At 68.1% G+C, this 20274-nt stretch carries 4 protein-coding genes; 1 reads left to right on the top strand and 3 read right to left on the bottom strand.

What is annotated here, in order from left to right; all coding sequences use genetic code 11:
• Positions 1-207: 207 nt before the first annotated feature.
• Positions 208-516, top strand: coding sequence for an alpha/beta fold hydrolase (locus ACFXNW_RS19065; RefSeq protein ID WP_379419028.1), 309 nt, complete (start codon positions 208-210; stop codon positions 514-516).
• 40 nt (positions 517-556) lie between these two features.
• Here the strand turns inward: ACFXNW_RS19065 and ACFXNW_RS19060 are convergent, their stop codons facing one another.
• The 3 genes from ACFXNW_RS19060 to ACFXNW_RS19050 form a co-directional block, all read right to left on the bottom strand.
• Positions 557-1723: an AI-2E family transporter gene (locus tag ACFXNW_RS19060; RefSeq protein WP_379419027.1), complete on the bottom strand. Its 1167-nt coding sequence runs from the start codon at positions 1721-1723 to the stop codon at positions 557-559.
• 67 nt (positions 1724-1790) lie between these two features.
• On the bottom strand, positions 1791-3113 hold the full coding sequence (locus ACFXNW_RS19055) for a family 1 glycosylhydrolase (RefSeq protein ID WP_379419026.1): 1323 nt from the start codon (positions 3111-3113) through the stop codon (positions 1791-1793).
• Between the two features lie 475 nt (positions 3114-3588).
• Positions 3589-20007, bottom strand: a complete 16419-nt coding sequence (locus ACFXNW_RS19050; protein ID WP_379419025.1) for an amino acid adenylation domain-containing protein — start codon at positions 20005-20007, stop codon at positions 3589-3591.
• Between the last annotated feature and the right edge of the window lie 267 nt (positions 20008-20274).

Raw genomic sequence — 20274 nt, 5'->3', positions numbered from 1 at the left:
GGCGTCGCCGCTGTTCGTGGTCGACCAGTCGTGGCACGAGTACCGTCCGTTCCTCTTCTTCGCCGCATCACGGACCCATCAGCCTGCGCAAATCCGGGACCGGGGAAGGCGCGCCGATCGTGCTGCTTCCGGGCATCGGCGGCAATGGCCAAGTGTGGTCACGGTTCATCGAGGACCTGGCACGAGATCACGTCGTGTACACACCGGATGTCATGGGGTGGGCGGGGCGATGCATTCAGACAGCGCCGTTGCGCGACGCCGTGGGACCGCCCATTCACCGACGCTCAGCTGGCGGCCATCACCGCCCCGAGTCTGGTGCTCTTCGGCGCCGAGACGGTCGTCAATGATCTGGAGGTCGCTGTCCCTCGGGCCCGCAACGGTATCCCGTCAGCGGAGGTTCACATCTATCCCGGTATCGGGCACGACCTGCTGTGGGCGAATCCGGAACAGGTGATTCCACGGTTCCTGAGCTTCACCGACAGCCATGATCCAGTCCGCGCACACCACACTCGATAGCTCGGTCAGCGAGTGAGGCGCTCGACGCCTCACTCGCGAGCTACTCTGCTGCCGGCTCCAGATCCGCACCCGGTTCGGCGGGTGGTGCGGTGACCACATCGATCTGCTCGCCCACATAACGGATCACCACCGCAACCACGGCCGCCACCGGTACCGCCAGGAATGCTCCGACGATGCCGTACAGCGAGCCGCCACCGGTCACCGCCAGCAACACGATCACCGCGTGCAGCTTCATGCTGCGGCTCTGCAGCACCGGTTGCAGCACATTGCCTTCCAGCTGCTGCACCGCGATGATGATGCCGAGCACGATCAACGCCGTGGTCACACCATTGGCCACCAAAGCGACCAGCACGGCCAGCGCACCGGCGACGAACGCACCGACCATCGGGATGAACCCGCCGAGGAAGGTGATCACCGCAAGCACCAGTGCCAGCGGAACATCCAAGATCACCAGACCGAGGCCGATCAGCACCGCGTCGATCAGACTGACCAGCGCTTGGGTGCGGATGAACCCTCCGAGCACAACCCACACCCGGGCCAGCACCTCTTCGAGATGCCGTCCGCTGGAGGAGCCGACCGTATCGTGCAGCCACGGCATGAAACGCGGCCCGTCCTTGACGAAGAAGAACGACAGCACCAGCACCAGGAACAACGTGATCAGCGCCGATGTCGCCGCACTGACTCCGCTGAACACGCCGGTCGCGATCTGTTCAGCACTGGACTGCAGCCGGGAGACCACCGCCTCGACCGCCGAATCCAGCTGCTCGTCACGCACATTCAGCGGCGGGCCCTGCAACCAGTCGCGTACCTTGTTGATGCCCTCGGTCGATTTGTCCGCCAGCGCGGGCGCCTGATCGACCACCGACGGCACGATCAGTGCGATCACTCCCGACAACACCGCGAGGAACCCGATCACCGTGATCGATGCCGCCGCGGCCGGGCGCATCCGGTGCCGAATGAGCCAGCGGGTCGGCGGCCACAGCACCGTGGCGACCACGATCGCCAGCAACACCGGCAGCAGCACCACCCACAGCTTGGCCGCGACATACCCGATCACCCAGACGCCCGCCGCGATCGCGACGATGCACAACGACCACTTCGCCAGCCACAGCACACCGACACCGATGACATCGCCACGCTCCGGCGTCGCAACGCCTTCGGACTTGCCGGTCTCGGCTTCGGTCTTTCCCTCGTTCGGCCCGTTCACGCCGCCAGTCTTACACGGATTCCGTGGTCGGACCGGTCGCGAAGAGTACCCGCGCGTCCGTACTCGATCAGCGCGGCACCGTCACCGGGTCGACACAGCTGGCAACGGCATCGACGAACGAACATGTGGCGGGGCCGCGAGTGGGGCGGTAGCCGGGGGAGACCCCGCCCGCGCCGGTGATCGCGGTGTAGGCGGACACAGCGTCGGTCGGCCGGCGGGTGAGTGTGGGGTCGGTGAGCACATCAACGGTGTAGAGCCCGAACCTCGGGGTGTAGGAACCCCACTCGTAGTTGTCGGTGAGGCTCCAGTAGTTGTAACCGATCAGATTCATGCCGTCGGCTTTCGCGCGCTGCAGCCAGTACACGGTGTCACGCAGCAGATCGGCGCGCGTGTAGCCGTCGGCTCTCGGATGCCCGTTCTCAGTGGGCATCCCGTTCTCCACGATGTAGAGCGGGCGGCCGGGGAACTGGCGCGCATAGTGCTGCAACGCGTAATAGATGCCCTCGGCTTGCAGCGGCATCGTCCACAGCTGCTCGATATTCGGCAGGCCCGCGAGCAGCGACTCGGGGGAGAAGCCGTAGTAGTAGTCGATGCCGATGTAGTCGAGCTTGGCGCCGATGCGATCGATCAGCGGTTTGTTGACGACATCCTCTGCGGTTGGGATATAGGCGACATTGCTGGAGACCATGGCGCCCGGATGCACGCTGTGAATGTGGTCGTAGATCGTATTGTGCGCCTGGGCGATACGATCCTGCATCGCGAGCACCTCGCCTGGGCCGATTCCGCCGTGCCTGAGCTCGTTCAGGACGTACATCGCGGGCTCGTTGAAGGTGATCCACAGCGGATCGTGCGCGGCATAGCGGTCGACGACCTCTCGGGTGTTGGCCAGCCAGTCGGCCACCATCTCGGGGTTGCGCCAGCCGCCGCGGTCGACCTCCCAGCCCGGATACACCCAGTGGTCCAGGGTCAGCATCGGGCGCATGCCTGCCGCCTCGATCGCGGCGATGACGTTGTCGTAGAACTGGAATCCCGCGGGGTCCCATTCGCCCGGCCGCGGCTGCAGCCTGGCCCATTCGACACCGATCCGGTACACCCGCACCCCGAGCTGGGCGGCGAGCCCGATATCGGACCGGAAGCGGCCGTAGAAGTCGATGGAGTTCAGGTACGGGTCGTCGGTTTTACCTGCGGCTATGTCTCGCATCCAGTTGCTGTCGGGTGCGTTTCCTTCGGACTGGAATCCGGATGCCGCTACGCCCCACAGGAAATCGTCACCGAACGGCGCCACCGTCTCCGGTGCCGGCGGCCTCGCCCAGGCCGGCCCTCCCAGTAGCGCGGTAGCGGTCGCCGCGGCGAACCCGGCGAGAATGTGGCGGCGGTTCGGTTGAGGCATCGAACTCCTGCTCCTCACATGACGGGTGCGTGGGCCCGCGGCGCACATCGCACGCCGAGTCGGTGGCGGTACTACGGGGTGAGCCTAATGACCGATCGGGCGGGAGCGGTGGGGAAGTGAAGAGTCAGTGACGATCTTTTCGCGGGGTAGGGGAGTGAGCTGGAACCGCGGACGATAAGTCGGTGGGGGAGTTTGCCAAGGGGCGACAAGGTCGATTTCGGGCGGAGTGTGGGTCGGCGATCAACTCCCCTCTCTGGTTGATCTCGATCTTCGCACAATTACAATGCCGATACGTAGATATGCGCATCTACGCATGTAATCCATCATCACCCTTTCTGACGGTTCCTCACACCTCACCTCTCAAAAATCACATAGAAGGGAAGGGGTGCTATCTGGATAGTTGTCGGTAGGGGAGTCGGCCCGGGCGATCGCTGAGCAGTGCGGATTCAGTCACTTGACGGGGGCCGGAGTCGCGTCACAACCACTGCCGGAGGGCGGCCGCGATCGTTTCGAGCGCGGTGTTGTCGGTCATGCGCCAATGCGTCGCATCCACCGGGTGGTTGTGCACGGCCCCGGTGACCGCACCGGACCAGGACGACGCTCCGGTGGTTCCGGTCGGATCGTCGAGCGCCGCAGTGAAATAGGTGATGTCCCCGTCGACTGGGCGGGGACGATAAACGGCATCGAGGGCCGCCGAGGCGATCGCGGCGCTCACGATCCGTTCGATCTGTGCGGTGTCGAGGGGTGCGGGGAGCTGGGACTGTTCGGACAGTATTCGGGCCAGTTGCGGCACATCGGCCGACTCTCCGAGGTCCGATTCGCCGGCGCGGTCGCCGGCGAATCCGCCGAGGAGATCGGCGGCGGTGACCGGTGTCGCGGTGGCGCTCGATGCGGTCGAAAGCCTGCTGTCCAGCATGGCCAGCAGGGCTACCTGTTCACCTTCGTCTTGCAGTTGCACCGCCATGGCGTGGGCGATCACGCCGCCGAGAGACCAGCCGAGCAGATAGTACGGACCTTCGGCTTGGATCGCGCGGATCTGCTTGAGGTAGAGCATCGCCCATTCTTCGATCGAATCCGGTAGTGGCTCGGTCGAACTCAGCGCGGGGCTCTGCAGGCCGTAGAGCGGGCGGTCGGGATCGAGATGGGCGGCCAGCCCGCTGAACGACCAGGCGATGCCACTGATGGGGTGGACGCAGAACAGTGGCTCGCGGGTGCCCGCGGTGCGCAGTGGCAGGAGTATGTCGAAGGCCGCGTCGGTGCCCGCGCTGTCCGCGCCGCCCGCGCGCAGCGCAGCGACGATGCCTGCGGGGGTTGGCGTGGTGAAGATCCAGGTGACCGGGATCGTTGCGGCCACAGCCTCGCTCAGCTGCGCGGCCAGCCGGGTCGCGCTGAGGGAGGTGCCGCCGAGTTCGAAGAAGTGGTCGTCGGTGCCGACTCGGTCGAGACGCAGGACGTCGGCGAAGATGTCGCAGACTGTGTGTTCGATGGCGGTGGCTGGCGGCTGGTAGGTCCTTGGGGCGAGTTCGGGTGCGGGTAGTGCGGTGCGGTCGAGCTTGCCGACATGGGTCAGCGGGACCTGGTCGAGGACCATGATCGAGGCGGGCACCATATGGGATGGAAGGTGCTGAGCTGCCCATTCGCGAAGGCTGTCCACCGCGATCTGCCTGCCGTGCGCGGCGACCACATATGACACCAGCATGGTGGCGCCTGCCTGGTTGTCGCGTCCGACCGTGACGGCGAAACCGACGTCGGAATGCGCGGCGAGGACGGTATCGATTTCGCCGAGTTCGATGCGGAAGCCGCGGATCTTGATTTGGAAGTCGGTGCGGCCGCGGTATTCCAGTTCCCCGTCGGCTTTCCATGCCGCCAGGTCGCCTGTGCGGTACAGGCGGGTGCCTGGATCGAACGGGTTCGCCACGAAGCGTTCGGCGGTGAGGTCGGGTCGGGCGAGGTATCCGGCGGCCAGTTGGGTTCCGGCGAGGTACAGCTCACCCGGTACGCCCGCGGGTACGGGTCGCATCCGCGAATCCAGCACGTAGACCTGACTGTTCCAGACCGGCTTGCCGATCGGGACGGTCGCGGTGTCGCCGGCACCGACCGGATGGCTGGTGACCGAGACCGCCGCCTCTGTCGGTCCGTACACGTTGAACAGGGCGGTGTTCGGAGCTACGGCGTCGAACCGACGGGCCAGCGTCACCGGCAGCGCCTCGCCGATGGCCAGTACGCGGCGTAACGAGGTCGGTAGTCCCGTAGTGAGCAGGGCGTCGAGCATCGAGGGCACTGTGTGGAGGGTGGTGACGTTTTCGCGCCGCATCAGCTCGGTGAGGTAGGCCGGCTCGCGATGACCGTCGGGTGCGGCGAGGACCAGGCGTCCGCCGCAGACGGCCGTGGACCAGAATTCCCACACCGACAGGTCGAACGTCGCCGCTGTTTTGAGTAGGGCGGTGTCGTCGCCGGTGAGTCCGAACTCGTGGGTCTTCCACCGCAACTGGTTGACGATGGCGGCGTGCGACACGGCCACGCCCTTCGGGCGCCCCGTCGAACCCGAGGTGAAGATGACGTAGGCCGTGTTCGAGGAACGCAGTGTGCCGGTGCGGTCGTGGTCGGTGATCGGGGCGGAACTGTGGTTCGACAGGTCCAGTTGGTCGAGTGACAGCACGCGGGTTCCGGTCGCCGCGAACCCGGTGTCGGCATTGGTGAGCACGAACAGCGGTGCGGCCGTGTCCAGGATGTATTGCGTGCGTATCGCCGGTTGATCGGGATCGATCGGTACATAGACGCCGCCTGCGGTGCTGACGGCGTACATGGCCACGACGAGATCGATCGATCGTCGCATGGCCAGCGCCACGCGGGTTTCCGGTGTTACCCCCGCCGCGACGAGGTAGCGCACCAGCCGGTTGACCCGGGTACCGAGTTCGGCGAAGGTCATGCGGGCATCGTCGGCGATGAGGGCGATCGCGTCGGGGTGCGCGGCCACGGTGGCGTCCAGGAGTGAGACCAGTGTCGTGTCCGGATCAGCTGGTCGCGCGGTGTGATTCCAGGTGTCGAGGATCTGGGTCCGCTCGGCCGGGGCGAGGAGGTCGATGGTGTGGATCGGCGCCTCGGGGGCGGTGACCACCGCCGTGACTATCCGTGCGAAACGATCGAGGAAGCCGCGTACCGTCGAAGCGTCGAACAGATCGGTGGCATAGGTGCAGTAACCGGTGATTCCGGCCGGGGAGCCGTCGGGGGTGTAGCGGTCGGCCAGGATGAGGTGCAGGTCGAACTGTGACAACTCGCGGTCCAGGTCCACCGACGAGACGCTGATGCCGGGCAGGTCCAGCCGGGCCTCGGCGAGGTTTTGGAACGAGAGCGCGACCTGGAACAGGGGGTGTCGGGCCGTGGAGCGGGCCGGGTTGAGCACTTCTACCAGCCGTTCGAACGGTACGTCGGCGTTGGCGAAGGCTTGCAGGTCGATCTCGCGTTGGCGGGCCAGCAGGTCGGCGAAGCTCGCGTCGGTGTCGACCTGGGTGCGGAAGACCAGGGTGTTGACGAACATGCCGATCAGATCGTCGAGTGCTGCCTCGCCGCGCCCGGCGACGGGTGTGCCGATGGCGATGTCGGTGGTGCCGGACAGTTCGGACAGCAGCACGGCTAGTGCGGTGTGCATGGCCATGAACAGGGTCGCGCTGTGGGTGCGGGACAGCTCGACGAGTGCGGCGTGGGTGGGGGCGTCGAGGGTGAGGGGTGCTCGCCCGCCCGCATAGGACTGGATGGCGGGGCGTTGGCGGTCTCGTGGCAGGTCGAGCTGGTCGGGGAGGCCGGCAAGAGCCTGACGCCAGTAGGCGATCTGCTCGGCGGCCATCGATGCGGGGTCGGTGTCGTCGCCGAGCAGTGTCTGCTGCCACAGCGCATAGTCGGCGTATTGCACGGCCAGGGGTTCCCACGCGGGGGTGTCGCTGTGTGCGCGTGCGGTGTAGGCGGTGACGAGATCGCGGGTGAGCGGGCCGCCGGAGAAGCCGTCAGCGGCGATGTGGTGGACGGCTATGGCCAGCACGTAGTTTTCGGGTCCGAGTTCGAACAGGGTGGCCCGCAGTGGCACCTCTTCGGTGACGTCGAAGACCGTGGACACCAGTTGTGCCACCGCGGTTTCGGCTTCCGTGGTGGCGCGGATGTCGAGCCTCGGCACGTTCGGGTGATCCGGCGGCAGGATGATCTGCACGGGCGCGTGGTCGACGGCCGGGTATACCGTGCGCAGGATCTCGTGTCGTGCCACGACATCGGTGAACGCCTGCCGCAGCGCGGTCGTGTCGAGTGCGCCGGTCAGCCGGAGGACGACGGGAATGTTGTAGGCGGCGGTGTGGGTGTCGAACCTGTTGAGGAACCACATGCGCTGCTGAGCGGGGGAGAGGGGGACGCGATCGGGGCGGGGCTGCGTCTGCAGGGCGGGGCGACGGTCCGCGCGGGTCAATCGCGTGATCTCTTTGGCGCATTGGGCGACCGTTGGCGCGGCGAACAGCACTCGCACCGGTACTCGGAGGTCGACGGCCGCGCTCAGGCGGGCGGTGAGCCGCGTGGCGAGCAGGGAGTTGCCGCCTCTGTCGAAGAAGTTGTCGTCGGCGCCGATCCGGTCGATACCGAGAACCTCGGCGAAGACCTCGGCGACGGTGCATTCGGCCCCGTCGCAGGGCTGCCGGTAGGGGCGGGCCGCGAATTCCGGTGTGGGCAGGGCCTTTCGGTCGACCTTGCCCGCGGCCGAGAGCGGGACGCGATCCAGTACGACGACGACTGCGGGGACCATGTGTGCGGGCAGCATCGATGAGGCCCACCGCGTGATCGCTGCGGGATCGACGTCGTGGCCGGTCACGTACGACACCAGCACGGCCGCACCGGCCGGGTTCTCGGTGCCGAGAGTCAGCGCGAAGGTGACCTGTGGGTGCTGGGTGAGGGCCGCGTCGATTTCCCCGGGTTCGATGCGGAAGCCGCGGATCTTGATCTGGAAGTCGGTGCGCCCGAGGTATTCCAGCTCGTAGGTGCCCGTGCCGCGCACCCAGCGGACCCGATCGCCGGTGCGGTACATGCGCTCACCCCCGCTCCAAGGGCTGGAGACGAACCGGTCGGCGGTCGCCGCGGGGCGACCGTGATAGCCGCGCGCCAGGGCGTTACCGGCCAGGTACAGCTCGCCGGTGACGCCGGCGGGCACCGGGTGCAGCCGGTCGTCGAGGACGAAAGCTCGCATCCCCGGCACGGGTCGGCCGATCGTGACGTGGTCTCCGGCGCGTAGTGCCGTGTAGGTCGCGCCGATGGTGGCCTCGGTCGGTCCGTAGCCGTTGAGGAAGCGGCGGCCCGGCTGCCATTCGGTTAGTAGTTCCGGTGTGGTTGCCTCGCCGCCGGCGGAGACACACTCCAGGTCCGGTAGGCGAGTCGGATCGAGGGTGCTCAGTAGCGCTGGGGTGATGATCGTGTGGGTCACCTGTTCGGTGCGCAGCAGCTCGGTGAGTTCGGCGCCGCCGACGGTGTCCGGTGGCGCGATGACCAGGGTGGCGCCGCGGTGGAAGGCGGTGCTGATCTCTTCGAGTGATTGGTCGAAGCTGGGCGAGCAGACGTGCAACATGCGGTGGTCGTGGTGTAGCCGCATGAGGGTCGCCGAATGGGTGAGGAGGGCTGCGAGTCCGGCGTGGGTGAGTGAGACGCCTTTGGGCACACCGGTGGAGCCGGAGGTGTAGATCAGGTAGGCGGTGTGGTCGGGTCGCAGTGGTGTTGTGCGGTCGCGGTCGGGCACCGAGGTCGGCGGGTGGGTGGCGATGCGGGACTGCGCGGCGGGATCGTCGAGGACGAGCCAGCGCACTGATTCGGGGAGTCCGTCGACGCGTGCGGCGATGGTGAGGCCCATGGTCGCGCCGGAGTCGTCGAGCATGTGCCGGACCCGGTCCTGCGGATAGTTCGGGTCCACCGGCAGGTATGTCGCGCCGGTTTTCGCGATCGCCCACAGGGCGAGGATCGACTGGTAGGAGCGTGGGATCGCCGAGGCGATCACGGTTTCCGGGCCGGCGCCGTCGGCGATGAGCAGGCGTGCCAGGCGGGAGGAGTCCGCGTCGAGGGTGCCGTATGTGATGGTTCGGCCGTTGTCGCGCACCGCGATCCGGTGGAGGCCGTATTCGGTGCCGCGTACGAGCAGGTCGGGCAGGGTGGCGGGCTCGGGCGGTGTCGCACCGTCTCCGATGCGGGTGAGGTAGGTGTACTCGTCGCGGTCTGCCAGTGGCAGGTCGCCCACCGCTGTTTCCGGGCTCTGGGCAAGGGCGGTGAGTATCCGGGCGAAACGCGCGCCCAATGTTTCGGCGGTGCGTTCGTCGAGAAGTGTTCGAGTGAAGGACATTTCGATCGACAGGCCGGTGTTGTCCTCGATCGCGGCCAGGGCGAGTTCGCTGTGGGCGGACGGCGGGTTCTGGAAGCTCAGCGACACTTGCCCCAGAGGCGTGTTGTCGATGCCGAGGAGTGCGGGGAGGTCGGCGACTGGGATCCCTGCGTGCGCCGCCGCCTCGGACTCGGCGCGGTCTGCCTGTGGGAGCAGGTCGAGGAAGCGGGCGGCGGGGTCGACCTGGGTGCGCAGCACCAGGCCGGCACCGTTGGCTGCGGGGGATTCGATGATGATGTCGTCGGTGGCGGTGAGTCGGGCCAACAGCACGGCCAGGGCGGTGCGCACCACGGTCGACCAGGTCACGCCCGAGGTGTCGGCGAGCACGCGCAGCTTCTGGTGCACCGCAGGTGGAACCAGGAACTGGGCGTGCCCCCTGGTATCGGCCGGGCGTTCCCGGTGCGGGCGCTCGGTGGGCAGCGTGAGGCGGGCGGGCAGGTCGGCCAGTGTTCGGCGCCAGTAGGCCGAGCGTGTGATCGGGTCGGCCGGCGCCGAAGCGAGGTGACGCGCGATAACGGCGGCTGTGGGCGCCGGGGTCGCGATGAGATCGTCGAGGGCGGTGCGTAACCGGTCGGTCACCGCCTGCGCGACAGCGTCGGCGACGAGGTCGCGCCGGTATTTGATCTGCACCAGGGTTCGGGCGCCGAGGAAGACCAGGATCGTGATCGGGTAGTGGGTGTGGTCGGTGCCGTGCAGGTCGTCGATACGGAGATCGCCGAGTGCGCCGCCGGCCTGTTGGAGGGCTTCGGCGTCGACGGGGTAGGACTCGAAGGCGAGCATGGTGTCGAACAGCTCGCCCTGGCCTGCCACGCGTTGGATCGCGCCAAGGCCCAGATGGTGGTGGTCGAGAACGGAGGCCTGCTCGGCCTGGACTGCGCGGGCCAGGTCCGTCACGGTGGTGGTGGCCTCGATCCGTACGCGCACCGGTACGGCGTCGATGAAGAGTCCGATCATGTCGCCGACGCCGTCCAGTTGCGGGGGGCGACCGGATACGGTGGCACCGAAGACGACGTCGTCGCTACCGGTGCTCGCGGCCAGGACCAGGCCCCACGCCGTCTGGAACACGGTGTTGGCCGTGACCTCGGTCGCGGCGGCGAAGGCGGTGAGTGCGGCGGTGCGGTCGGTGTCGAAGTCGAACTCGCACAGCCCGAATCCGGTGCCGGTGGTCGGCGGCCAGGTCAGCTCCGGTGCGAGCACGGTCGGGCGCACGCCGGCCAGGACCTGCGTCCACGCGCGTTCGGCGGCGGTGCGGTCCTGACGGGTGAGCCAGGCGAGATAGTCGCGGTAGGGCCGTACCGGCGGCAGGGGTGTCGCGTCGCCGTCGGTGGCGTAGAGGACGAGTAGTTCCTTCATCAGCAGCGGCATGGACCAGCCGTCGAGCAGGAGGTGATGGGCGGTCAGGACGAGGTGGTTGTGCCCGGAGCCGGTGGTGTACACGGTGAACCGCAGTAGCGGCGCGATGGCAGGGTCGAATCCGGTCTGCTGGTCGGCGGCCGGCACGGCGGGTATGTCGGTGACGGCGACGCTGCGGATGGGTGCTTCGACGGCGTCGGCGATGAGCTGTACCGGTGTTCCGTCGCGTGTGGTGACGAAGGCCGAACGCAGGTTCGGGTGCCGGTCCAGGACGGTCGCGGCGGCGCGGCGTAACCGGTCGGTGTCCAGGTCGCCGGTCAGTTCGGCGACGAGTTGGATGTGGTAGGCGTGCACCGACTCGTCGAGGAGTTCGCTCAGCGCCAGCAGAGACTGCTGCAGTGGGGACAGCGGCAGCACCTGCGACAGGCCGGGGTGGCTGCGTCGCCAGGTGTCGAGGTCGTGTTGGGACACACGGACCAGTGCGACGTCGGAGGGTGTGAGTCCGCCGGCGTCGGGATGGCGGGTGTGTTCGGCGAGCGCGCAGAGCGCACCCGTCCATTCTTCGGCCAGCTCGCGCACCGCGGCTTCGTCGAGGATGCCGGTGGCGTAGCGGAAACTCGCCTGTAGTTGCACACCGGACTCGGTGGCGGCGGCGATCGCGTTGATGTCGATGACGGCGCCCGCGGGCAGGGCCGGGTCGTAGTCGATCTCGATGTCGCCGAGTTCGGCGGTCGGCAGCCAGTCGGTGTCGCCATTGGGCGGGGTTGCTGTGGTGGCGCGGCCGAGGTAATTGAAGCCGATCTGTCCGACGTCGCCGGTCAGCGTCGTCGCGGCCGAATCGCGATGGCGCAGTAAGCCGAAACCGATGCCGTTGTCCGGGATGGCGAGTAGTTGTTCCTTGACCGTCCGCATCGTGGCCGCGAGGGCGTTGTCGTCGCTGGTGGCCGCGATATCGGCGAGATCGAGGACGGCCGGGTAGATGCTGGTGAACCAGCCGACGGTGCGGGTCAGGTCGGCGCCGGGGATGACGTGTTCGGCGCGCCCGTGGCTTTCGAGCCGGACTCGGAGGGTGTCGGAGTCGACGCCGCGTCGGGCACGCCAGCTCCGCACAGCGAGGGCGAGTGCGGCGAGCAGGGCGTGGTCGGCGCCGGCCCGGTATTGGGCGGGCAGAGTTGTCAGCAAGATGTCGGTGATCTCGACCGGCACCTGCACCGTGATCGAGCGCACGGTCGACTCGGTGTCTATCGTGATGTCGAGCGCTCGGGTGCCCAGCAGCGGGTCGCGGGTGGACAGCCGCTGCTGCCAGTAGTCGAGTTCGGCGGTGCGGTCGGTCGCGGCGAGGGCGTGGGCCCAGCGCCGGAACGAGGTGCCGACGGGCGGCAGGTTGATCTGTTGTCGTGCGGTGTGCTGGGCCCAGGCCACGATCAGGTCGGGGAGCAGGATGCGCCAGGACACGCCGTCGATCGCGTAATGGTGGGCGGCCACCGCGAGTAGGTCGCGGGCGTGGCGCCTGCGCACCCAGGTGAAGGAGATCATGCGGGCGGTCGCGGGATCCAGTGCCGACAGGGCGGAATCCATGGCGGCGCTACCGATTCTGGTCAGTGCGTCACCGTCGGCGTCGTGCGCGTCGAGTTCGGTGAGGAGGGTGTCCGCGTCGACGGCGTCGGGCCCGAGCACCTCGAACTGCCATCGGTCGCCGTCGTGGCGCAGGCGCGAGCGCAGCATGTCGTGGTGGTGCACAACGGCGGTGAGGGTGGCGACCAGTCCGGCTCGATCGATGTCGTCGGGCAGGGCGAGCACCATGGTGTGGGCGAACCGGTCACTCGACCCGCCGGCCAGGAATTCGGCCAGCACGGGTGTCAGCGGGACCTCGCCGACACCGCCACCGGGCATCTCCGCCAGGGCTTCGGGTGCCGAAGCGTCCTCGACGGCGGCGATCTCGGCCAGCCGCGCGACGGTCCGATGTTCGAACACGTCACGGGTGGTGAAGACGATGCCTGCCCCGCGGGCGAGGGAGACCAGCTGGATCGACAGGATGCTGTCGCCGCCGATCGCGAAGAACGAATCGTTCACCCCGACCGATGGCACACCGAGTACCCGTGCGAACAGCTCGGCCAGGCGCGTCTGCACTGCGCCCACCGGTGCGCGGGGAGGTTCGGTGGCGGCGACGGGTTCCGGGAGCGCGGTGCGGTCGAGTTTGCCGTTGGAAGTGAGCGGCAGGGCGTCGAGCACCACAATCGATGAGGGCACCAGGTGGGCAGGCAGATGCTGCGCGGCATATTCGATGAATGCGGTCGGGTCGGCGATATGCCCTTGGGCCGCAACCACATAGGACACGAGGGTGATCGACCCGGACGCGATCTGACGACCTACTGTAACGGCGGAATCGATGTCGGGGTGGTTCGTGAGGACGGCATCGACTTCACCGGGCTCGATTCGGAACCCGCGCACTTTCAGCTGAGCGTCCGCGCGGCCCACATAGGTGAGTTCCCCGCTCGAATTCCGGGCGCTGCGCACGAGGTCACCTGTGCGGTACAGGCGTGCACCGGGTGCACCCCAGGGGTCGGCGACGAATCGGGCTGCGGTGGTCCCCGGCTGATTGCGATAGCCGCGCGCCAGGGCGGGCCCGGCCAGGTAGAGCTCACCGGTGACCCCCGGTGGCATCGGGTTCAGCCGATCGTCGAGGATCATCGCGTGCGTGCCAGCGACCGGTGCGCCGATCGAGATGGGCTGTCCTGCGGTGAGTTCGGCGTAGGAGGAGATGATCGTGGTCTCGGTCGGGCCGTAACCATTGAGGTAGCGGCGACCGGGCTGCCAGGTCGCCAGCAGTTGCGCGGTGGTCACGTCGCCACCGACCGACACGAGTTCCAAGGTGCCTGGACCGGCCGGGTCGAGTGTGCCGAGGACGGCGGGGGTGATGATCGCGTGGGTGACGGCCTCGGCGGCCAGCAGGTCGGCGAGTTCGACACCGCCGACTACCTCGGACGGCGCCACAACCACCGTGGCACCGGTGGAGAACGCGCACAGCCATTCGAGGACCGACGGGTCGAACCATGGCGAGCAGATGTGCAGAAACCGATGATGGGGTTCGAGGCGGTAGCGGCGGGTTGCTTCGTCCACCAGTGGGGCGAGCCCGGCGTGGGTCACCGTGACGCCCTTGGGCAGGCCGGTGGAGCCGGAGGTGTAGATGATGTACGCGGGGTGCTGTGTGCGCAGGGGTGCGCGACGGTCGGCGTCGGTGACCGGCGCGGCGGAGTGGTCGGCGCATGAACGTTCGACAGCGGGATCGTCGAGGACCAGCCAGTCCACGGCGTCGGGGAGGCGGTCGTGGTGGGCGGTCGAGGTGATGCCGAGCGCTGCTGCGGAATCGGTGATCAGGTGCCGCTGACGCGCCGCGGGATTGCCGGGATCCATCGGCAGGTACACGCCACCGGCTTTGGCGATCGCCACCGCGGCGGCGACCATGTCGGCCGATCTCGGGAAGGCGACGGCGACAACGATTTCGGGGCCGACGCCGCGGGCGATCAGCTCGCGGGCCAGCCGCGAGGTCTGCTCGTCGAATGCGCCGTAGGTGATGGAGCGACCCTGGTGGCGAATGGCGATGCGGTCGCGGCCCAGCCGGACGCCGCGCGATAGCAGTTCGGGCAGCAGTGCCTCGGGGTGCTGCGGGCCGGTGGGGCGTGCGGTCAGCCTCATGTGCTCGGCGGCGCTGAGCACGGGGAGATCACCGATCGGGGTGCGCGGGTGCTCGGTCGCCGCCGTCAACAAGCGCAGCAGTCGCTCGGCGAACGCCACCACGGTGTCATGGTCGAACAATGCACTGGCATAGGCGAATTCGGCGACAAGAGCCTCTGCCCGGAACGCCGGCAGCGGGTGGCCCGGTCCGCTGTCCCCAGCGAGATCGTGATCCGGGATCGCGAGCAGATCCCGAGCCGGACCTCGCTGACCTGTATCCTCAGTTCGCTTGTCAGCCGGACCCGTCGGCATGTTCGGGGTCAGATCGCTGTGTGCCGGGATCTCGGCCCGACCGGCCGACGTCGTGCGCACGCTCAGGGCGAGATCGCAGTCTGCGATATCGCCGCGTTGCGCCTCGGATAACAGCATCACTCGCGAGAGGGGCTGGGGTGCGCGCAGAGCTGCCAGTTCCGCGGCGGACAGTCCTGTGCGCGCGAAGGCCTGTCTGGCGACTTCGGTGGCATGGCCGATGAGTTCGTCGAGGCAGGTGCCGCCCGGAACCTGTAGTCGCAGCACCAGGGTGTGTGCCGGATCCTGCGGGCACGGTGTGTCGATGGCAATGTCGGCGGTACCGGAGAGCCGCGCGATCAGCACGGCGAAGGCGGCGTGTAGGACAGTGAAGACTGTTGTCTCGCGCCCTCGGGCGAAGTCTTGGATCTGCCGGTGCAGGTCGGCGGGGATGTCGAAGGTGAGGCGATCGTCGGCCGTCACGGGAGCCGCGGGCCGGGGGCGGTCCGACGGCAGGTTCGGCTGCTCGGGCAGGTCCGTGAGCACCCTCCGCCAGTACGTGGCCTGGGCGATCGGATCGTTGCACTGGTCCACGGCGTGGTGTAGCTCGGCGGCGGTGTGGTGCGGTGTTCTGGCGAAGGTGTCGAGGGTGGTGCGTAGCCGCTGCACGAGTGCCTGCGCGACGGGGGCGCTGACTGTGTCGAGCCGGTGTTGGACGCTGATGCGGATACCGTTGCCGACTTCGACGCCGACGGCTACCGGGTAGTGGGTGGCGTTGGCGGCCTGGACGTCGATGATCTGCAAACCGTCGATGGCGCCACGGATGCCTTCGGTGTCCACGGGATAGGACTCGTAGGCCATGAGGGTGTCGAACAGCTCGCCGGCGCCGGCCGCTCGTTGGATGTCGGTCAATCCGAGGTGATGGCCGTCGAGCAGCGCGACCTGCTCCGTTTGCAGCCGCGTCAGCAGGTTCCGTAGTGGAGCGTCGGCGTCGTAGCGGATTCGCACCGGGATGGTGTTGGCGAAAAGGCCGACCATGGCGTCGATTCCGTCCAGCTGCGGCGGCCGCCCCGAGACCACCGCGCCGAACATCACATCGTCGCGGCCAACGACCCCGGCCAGCACCAGGCCCCACGCCGCCTGGAACAGGGTGTTGAGCGTGACGTCGGCGGCCGCCGCGCAGGCAGCCAATACCTCGGTCTCGGCCGGTGACAGCTCGACGATGCGGGTTCGGTAACCGGCGTCCTGTCCGGTGGGCGGTGTGAATGCCGCGCTCAGCAGTGTCGGTTCGTGCCCGTCGAGTGCCTCGGACCAGACCGGCAGTGCCGCGGATCGGTCCTGGCGGTGCAGCCAGGTGAGGTAGTCGCGGTAGGGCCGCACCGGTGGCAGCACCGCCGGGGCGCCGTCGGTGGCGTAGCTGACCAGCAGTTCTTTCATCAGCAGCGGCATCGACCAGCCGTCCACCAGCAGATGGTGGGCGGTCACCACCAAATGCATGCCCCCGGATGTGTGGCGGTACACGGTGAATCGCAGCAGCGGCGCGGTGGCCAGGTCGAACCCGGTCCGCGCTTCGGCAGCCAAGAAGGTATCGGCATCGGTGACCGCGGTGTCGACGATGCGCCACGGCACCGCGACGTTCTCGGCGACGAACCCGACCGGTGTGCCCGTGGCCGTGGTGCCGAACGCGGTGCGCAGGATCGCGTGCCGGTCGAGGACGGCCTGCGCGGAGCGCCGCAGTCGCTCGGTGTCCACTTGGCCCGCCAGCTCGACGGCCAGCTGAACCAGGTACGGGTCCTCGGGCGAGACCTCGGCGAGGAACAACAAGCCGAGCTGCAGTGGCGCCAGTGCCACCACGTCAGTCAGGCCGGGGCGTTCGCGATGCCAGGTATCGAGTTCGGCCTGGGTGACGCGCACGAGCGGAACATCGGCGGGCGACAACCCGCCTGCCGAGGGGTCACGCAGATGATCGGCGAGCAGTGCCAGCGCCGCGGTCCAGCAGTCGGCAAGTTCGCGGACCGAGGTCTCGTCGATGATCGCGGACGCATAGGAGAACGACGCCCGCAGCTGCATACCGTGCTCGGTGTCGGTGGCCAGTGCGTTGATGTCGACCACGGCGGCCGCGGGCAGAGCAGGGTCCTGCTGTGCGGTGGGCTCACCCCAGTCGGCGGTCGGCAACCAGCTGTGGTCGGCGAGGGACCCCGTCACCTCACCTGTGGACAGACGTCCCAGGTAGTTGAACCCGATCTGGCCGAGCGGGCCGTCGAGCAGGTCGGCGGACTCGGGGTCCAGGTGGCGTAGCAGGCCGAAGCCGATGCCCTTGTGCGGCACCGCGAGCAGCTGCTCCTTGACCGCTTTGACCACGGCGGCGGTCGCCACACCACCTTCCCAGGCGGCGTCGGCATCTATCTCGCCCAGATCGAGGGAGACCGGATACATGCTGGTGAACCAGCCGACCGTCCGGGTCAGATCGGCGCCCTCGACGACGGAATCTTCTCGGCCGTGACCTTCGAGACGGACCCGGGTCGCGGGCGCGTCGACACCGCGGCGGGCCCGCCAGGCGCGCACGGCCAGCGCCATGGCGGCGAGTAGTCCGTCTTCGGCGCCCCCGCGGTATATCGCGGGAAGTTCGGTGAGCACCGCTCGGGTGACCTCGACGGGCACCGTGACACTGAACGTGCGCATTGTCGAGGCAGTGTCGACAGTGGTGTCGAGTGGGCGCGCACCCAGTAGCGGGTCGGGCACCGCCACCGTGCGCTGCCAGTGGTCGAGCTCGGCGCGGTGGCCGGCGGCCGCTTCGGTCAATCCGTGCGCCCACCGGCGGAACGAGGTGCCGACCGCGGGCAAGCTGATGGGTTGCCCTGCCGTGTATTGGGTCCACGCGGTGACCAAGTCCGACAGCAGGATTCGCCACGACACACCGTCGATCACCGCGTGATTGGCCGCCACGATCAGACCGTGCGGGCCGTCCTCGCGGCACAACCATGTGAAGGCGATCATCCGAGCGGTGTGTGGGTCCAGCGAGGCGAGTGCCGAATCCATCGCCGCCTCGGCGATATCGGCGAGCTCGTCGTCGCCGCGACCTGCGGCGATATCGATGCGGGTGAGCAGTCCGTTCACGTCCACCGCGCCAGGCGCGCGGGTGCACAACTGCCAGACCCCGTCGGCCTGTTCCACGCCGGCACGCAGCATGTCGTGGTGATCGAGCACCGCGGTGAGGATGTCCACCACGGCGGTGCGGTCGATACCTGCGGGCAGGGCCAGCACCATCTGCTGGCTGAACCGGCCGAAGAAACGGCCACCCGCTACCGCCGCGGCCAGTACAGGTGTCAGCGGTAGCTCACCCACTCCACCGCCGGGCAGTTCGGCCAACGTCTGCGCCGGCTCGACGCCGAGCACCGCCACCCGCGCCAACCCCGCGACGGTGCGATGTTCGAACACATCCTGCGGGGTGAACGAGATCCCGGTCGCGCGTGCCCGCGACACCAACTGGATCGACAGAATGCTGTCACCGCCGGCGGCGAAGAAGGAATCTTCGGCGCCGATCTGCCGCACCCCCAGGACTTGGGTGAACAGCTGCGCGATGCGGGTTTCGAGCGGACCCTCGGGTGCGCGGGAACCGGCGGCACCGAACACCGGCGCGGGCAGCGAGGCGCGGTCGAGTTTCCCGTTGGGGGTCAGTGGGATCTCATCGAGGGCGACGATGAGGGTGGGCACCATATGGGTGGGCAGGCAGGTGCCGGCGAAGCGCGCCACCTGCTCGATGTCGACCGAAACACCTTGCCGGGGCAGGACATAGGACACCAGCATCGTCGCACCCGAGTCGGCTCGCACACCGAGGGTCACGGCGAAGTCGAGGTCGGGGTGGGTGGTCAGGGCGGCGTCTATTTCACCGAGTTCGATGCGGAACCCGCGGATCTTGACCTGGAAGTCGGAGCGACCGAGATATTCGATGTCACCGTCGGCGGTGCGGCGGACCAGATCTCCGGTCCGGTACATCCGCGATCCCGCTGTGCCGCCGAACGCGGCGGCGACGAACCGGTCTGCGGTCAGACCCGGCCTGCCGAGATAGCTTTGGGCGAGCGCGGGGCCGGAGAGGTACAGCTCACCGGTGACACCTGCGGGAACGGGTCGCAGCCGCGAATCCAGCACCATCACACCGACACCGGAGAAGGCGGAACCGATCGTGATGGGCTGACCGGGCAGCAATGCGGCACTGCCGGTGGCGAGGATGGTGGCCTCGGTCGGGCCGTAACCGTTGAAGAAGGCCCGTCCCTCGACAGCCCAGCGCTCGACCAGTGCCGGGCCGAACGAGTCGCCGGCGACGACGACCACCCGCAGCGCGTCCACACCCCGCGGGTCGACTGATTCCAAGGCCGCCGGGGTGATCAGCATGTGGGTCACCCGCTCACGGCGCAGTAGCGCGGCCAACTCGGGGCCGCCGAACACTGTTGCGGGCGAGACCACGAGCGTGGCACCGCAGGAGAACGTCAGCAGCAGCTCGAGCACCGAGACGTCGAAGCTCGGGGAGCATACGTGCAGGACACGGGCGCCCGCGCTGACGGCGTAGCGTTCCCGCGCCGCCGTGACGAGTGCGCCCAGGCCCGTGTGGGTGACGACGACGCCTTTGGGTTGACCGGTCGATCCCGAGGTGTAGATGACATAGGCAGGATGCTGATCGGTCAGCGACCGGACCCGGTCGAGGTAGGAGATGGGGTGGGCCGGGCGAGACGCGATCCGGTCCCGGTGCGGTGCGGCATCGACGGCGATCCATGTGACGGACTCGCCGAGTGCGGGCCGGTGCGCCGAGCAGGTCAGTCCGAGCACCGCGCGGGAGTCGTCGAGGAGGTAGGTGATCCGTTCCGCGGGCAGGGCCGGGTCGACCGGGACGTAGGCGGCGCCGGTCTTGGCCACCGCCCACACCGCAAGCACCGACTCGATCGAGCGGGTGAAGCCGAGCGCGACCACGTCGCCGGGGCCGATCCCGCGCTCGATCAGGTCCCTGGCCAGCCGCGACGAGGACTCGTCGAGCTGGGTGTAGGTGAGTTCGCGCCGGTCGCTGCCGGGGTAGGACACGGCGACGGTATCGCCTGCGGTGTCGACGGCAGCTGTCAGCAGCTGCGCGAACAGGGGAGTCTTCGACCTGCGAGTGCCTCGACCTCGCGGCGCACGACGAACGTCACCCATCCGGGTACTACATCCTTCACTCGTCCGGCCCACGGCTCTGTGATGACCCACGAACCCTGTCGGATTCTGGGCCTACCCCCGGGGGCGGACCAGTGTCGAACAAGCAAGAAGAGTCGATATCGGGGCGTTCGCGAACATGACACCACAGCTCACGGCGTCACGACCACACCTAGGGCGGCTACAGCGGCGCCGAACGCGCACTCGGAGACAAAATTGTGCTGATGGCACAATGTCGCCGAGAGTTTTTGTTCAACGAACGGAGCGGCC

This window comes from Nocardia sp. NPDC059180 (genome assembly GCF_042754945.1).
Taxonomy (GTDB): domain Bacteria; phylum Actinomycetota; class Actinomycetes; order Mycobacteriales; family Mycobacteriaceae; genus Nocardia.
This window is presented reverse-complemented; position numbering and strand designations above follow the sequence as displayed.

Bases quoted from the DNA above. Each gene is read 5' to 3' on its own strand.
- ACFXNW_RS19065 (WP_379419028.1), top strand. From the start codon at position 208: ATGTCATGGGGTGGGCGGGGCGATGCATTCAGACAGCGCCGTTGCGCG.
- ACFXNW_RS19055 (WP_379419026.1), bottom strand. From the start codon at position 3,113: ATGCCTCAACCGAACCGCCGCCACATTCTCGCCGGGTTCGCCGCGGCG.
- ACFXNW_RS19050 (WP_379419025.1), bottom strand. From the start codon at position 20,007: ATGGGTGACGTTCGTCGTGCGCCGCGAGGTCGAGGCACTCGCAGGTCG.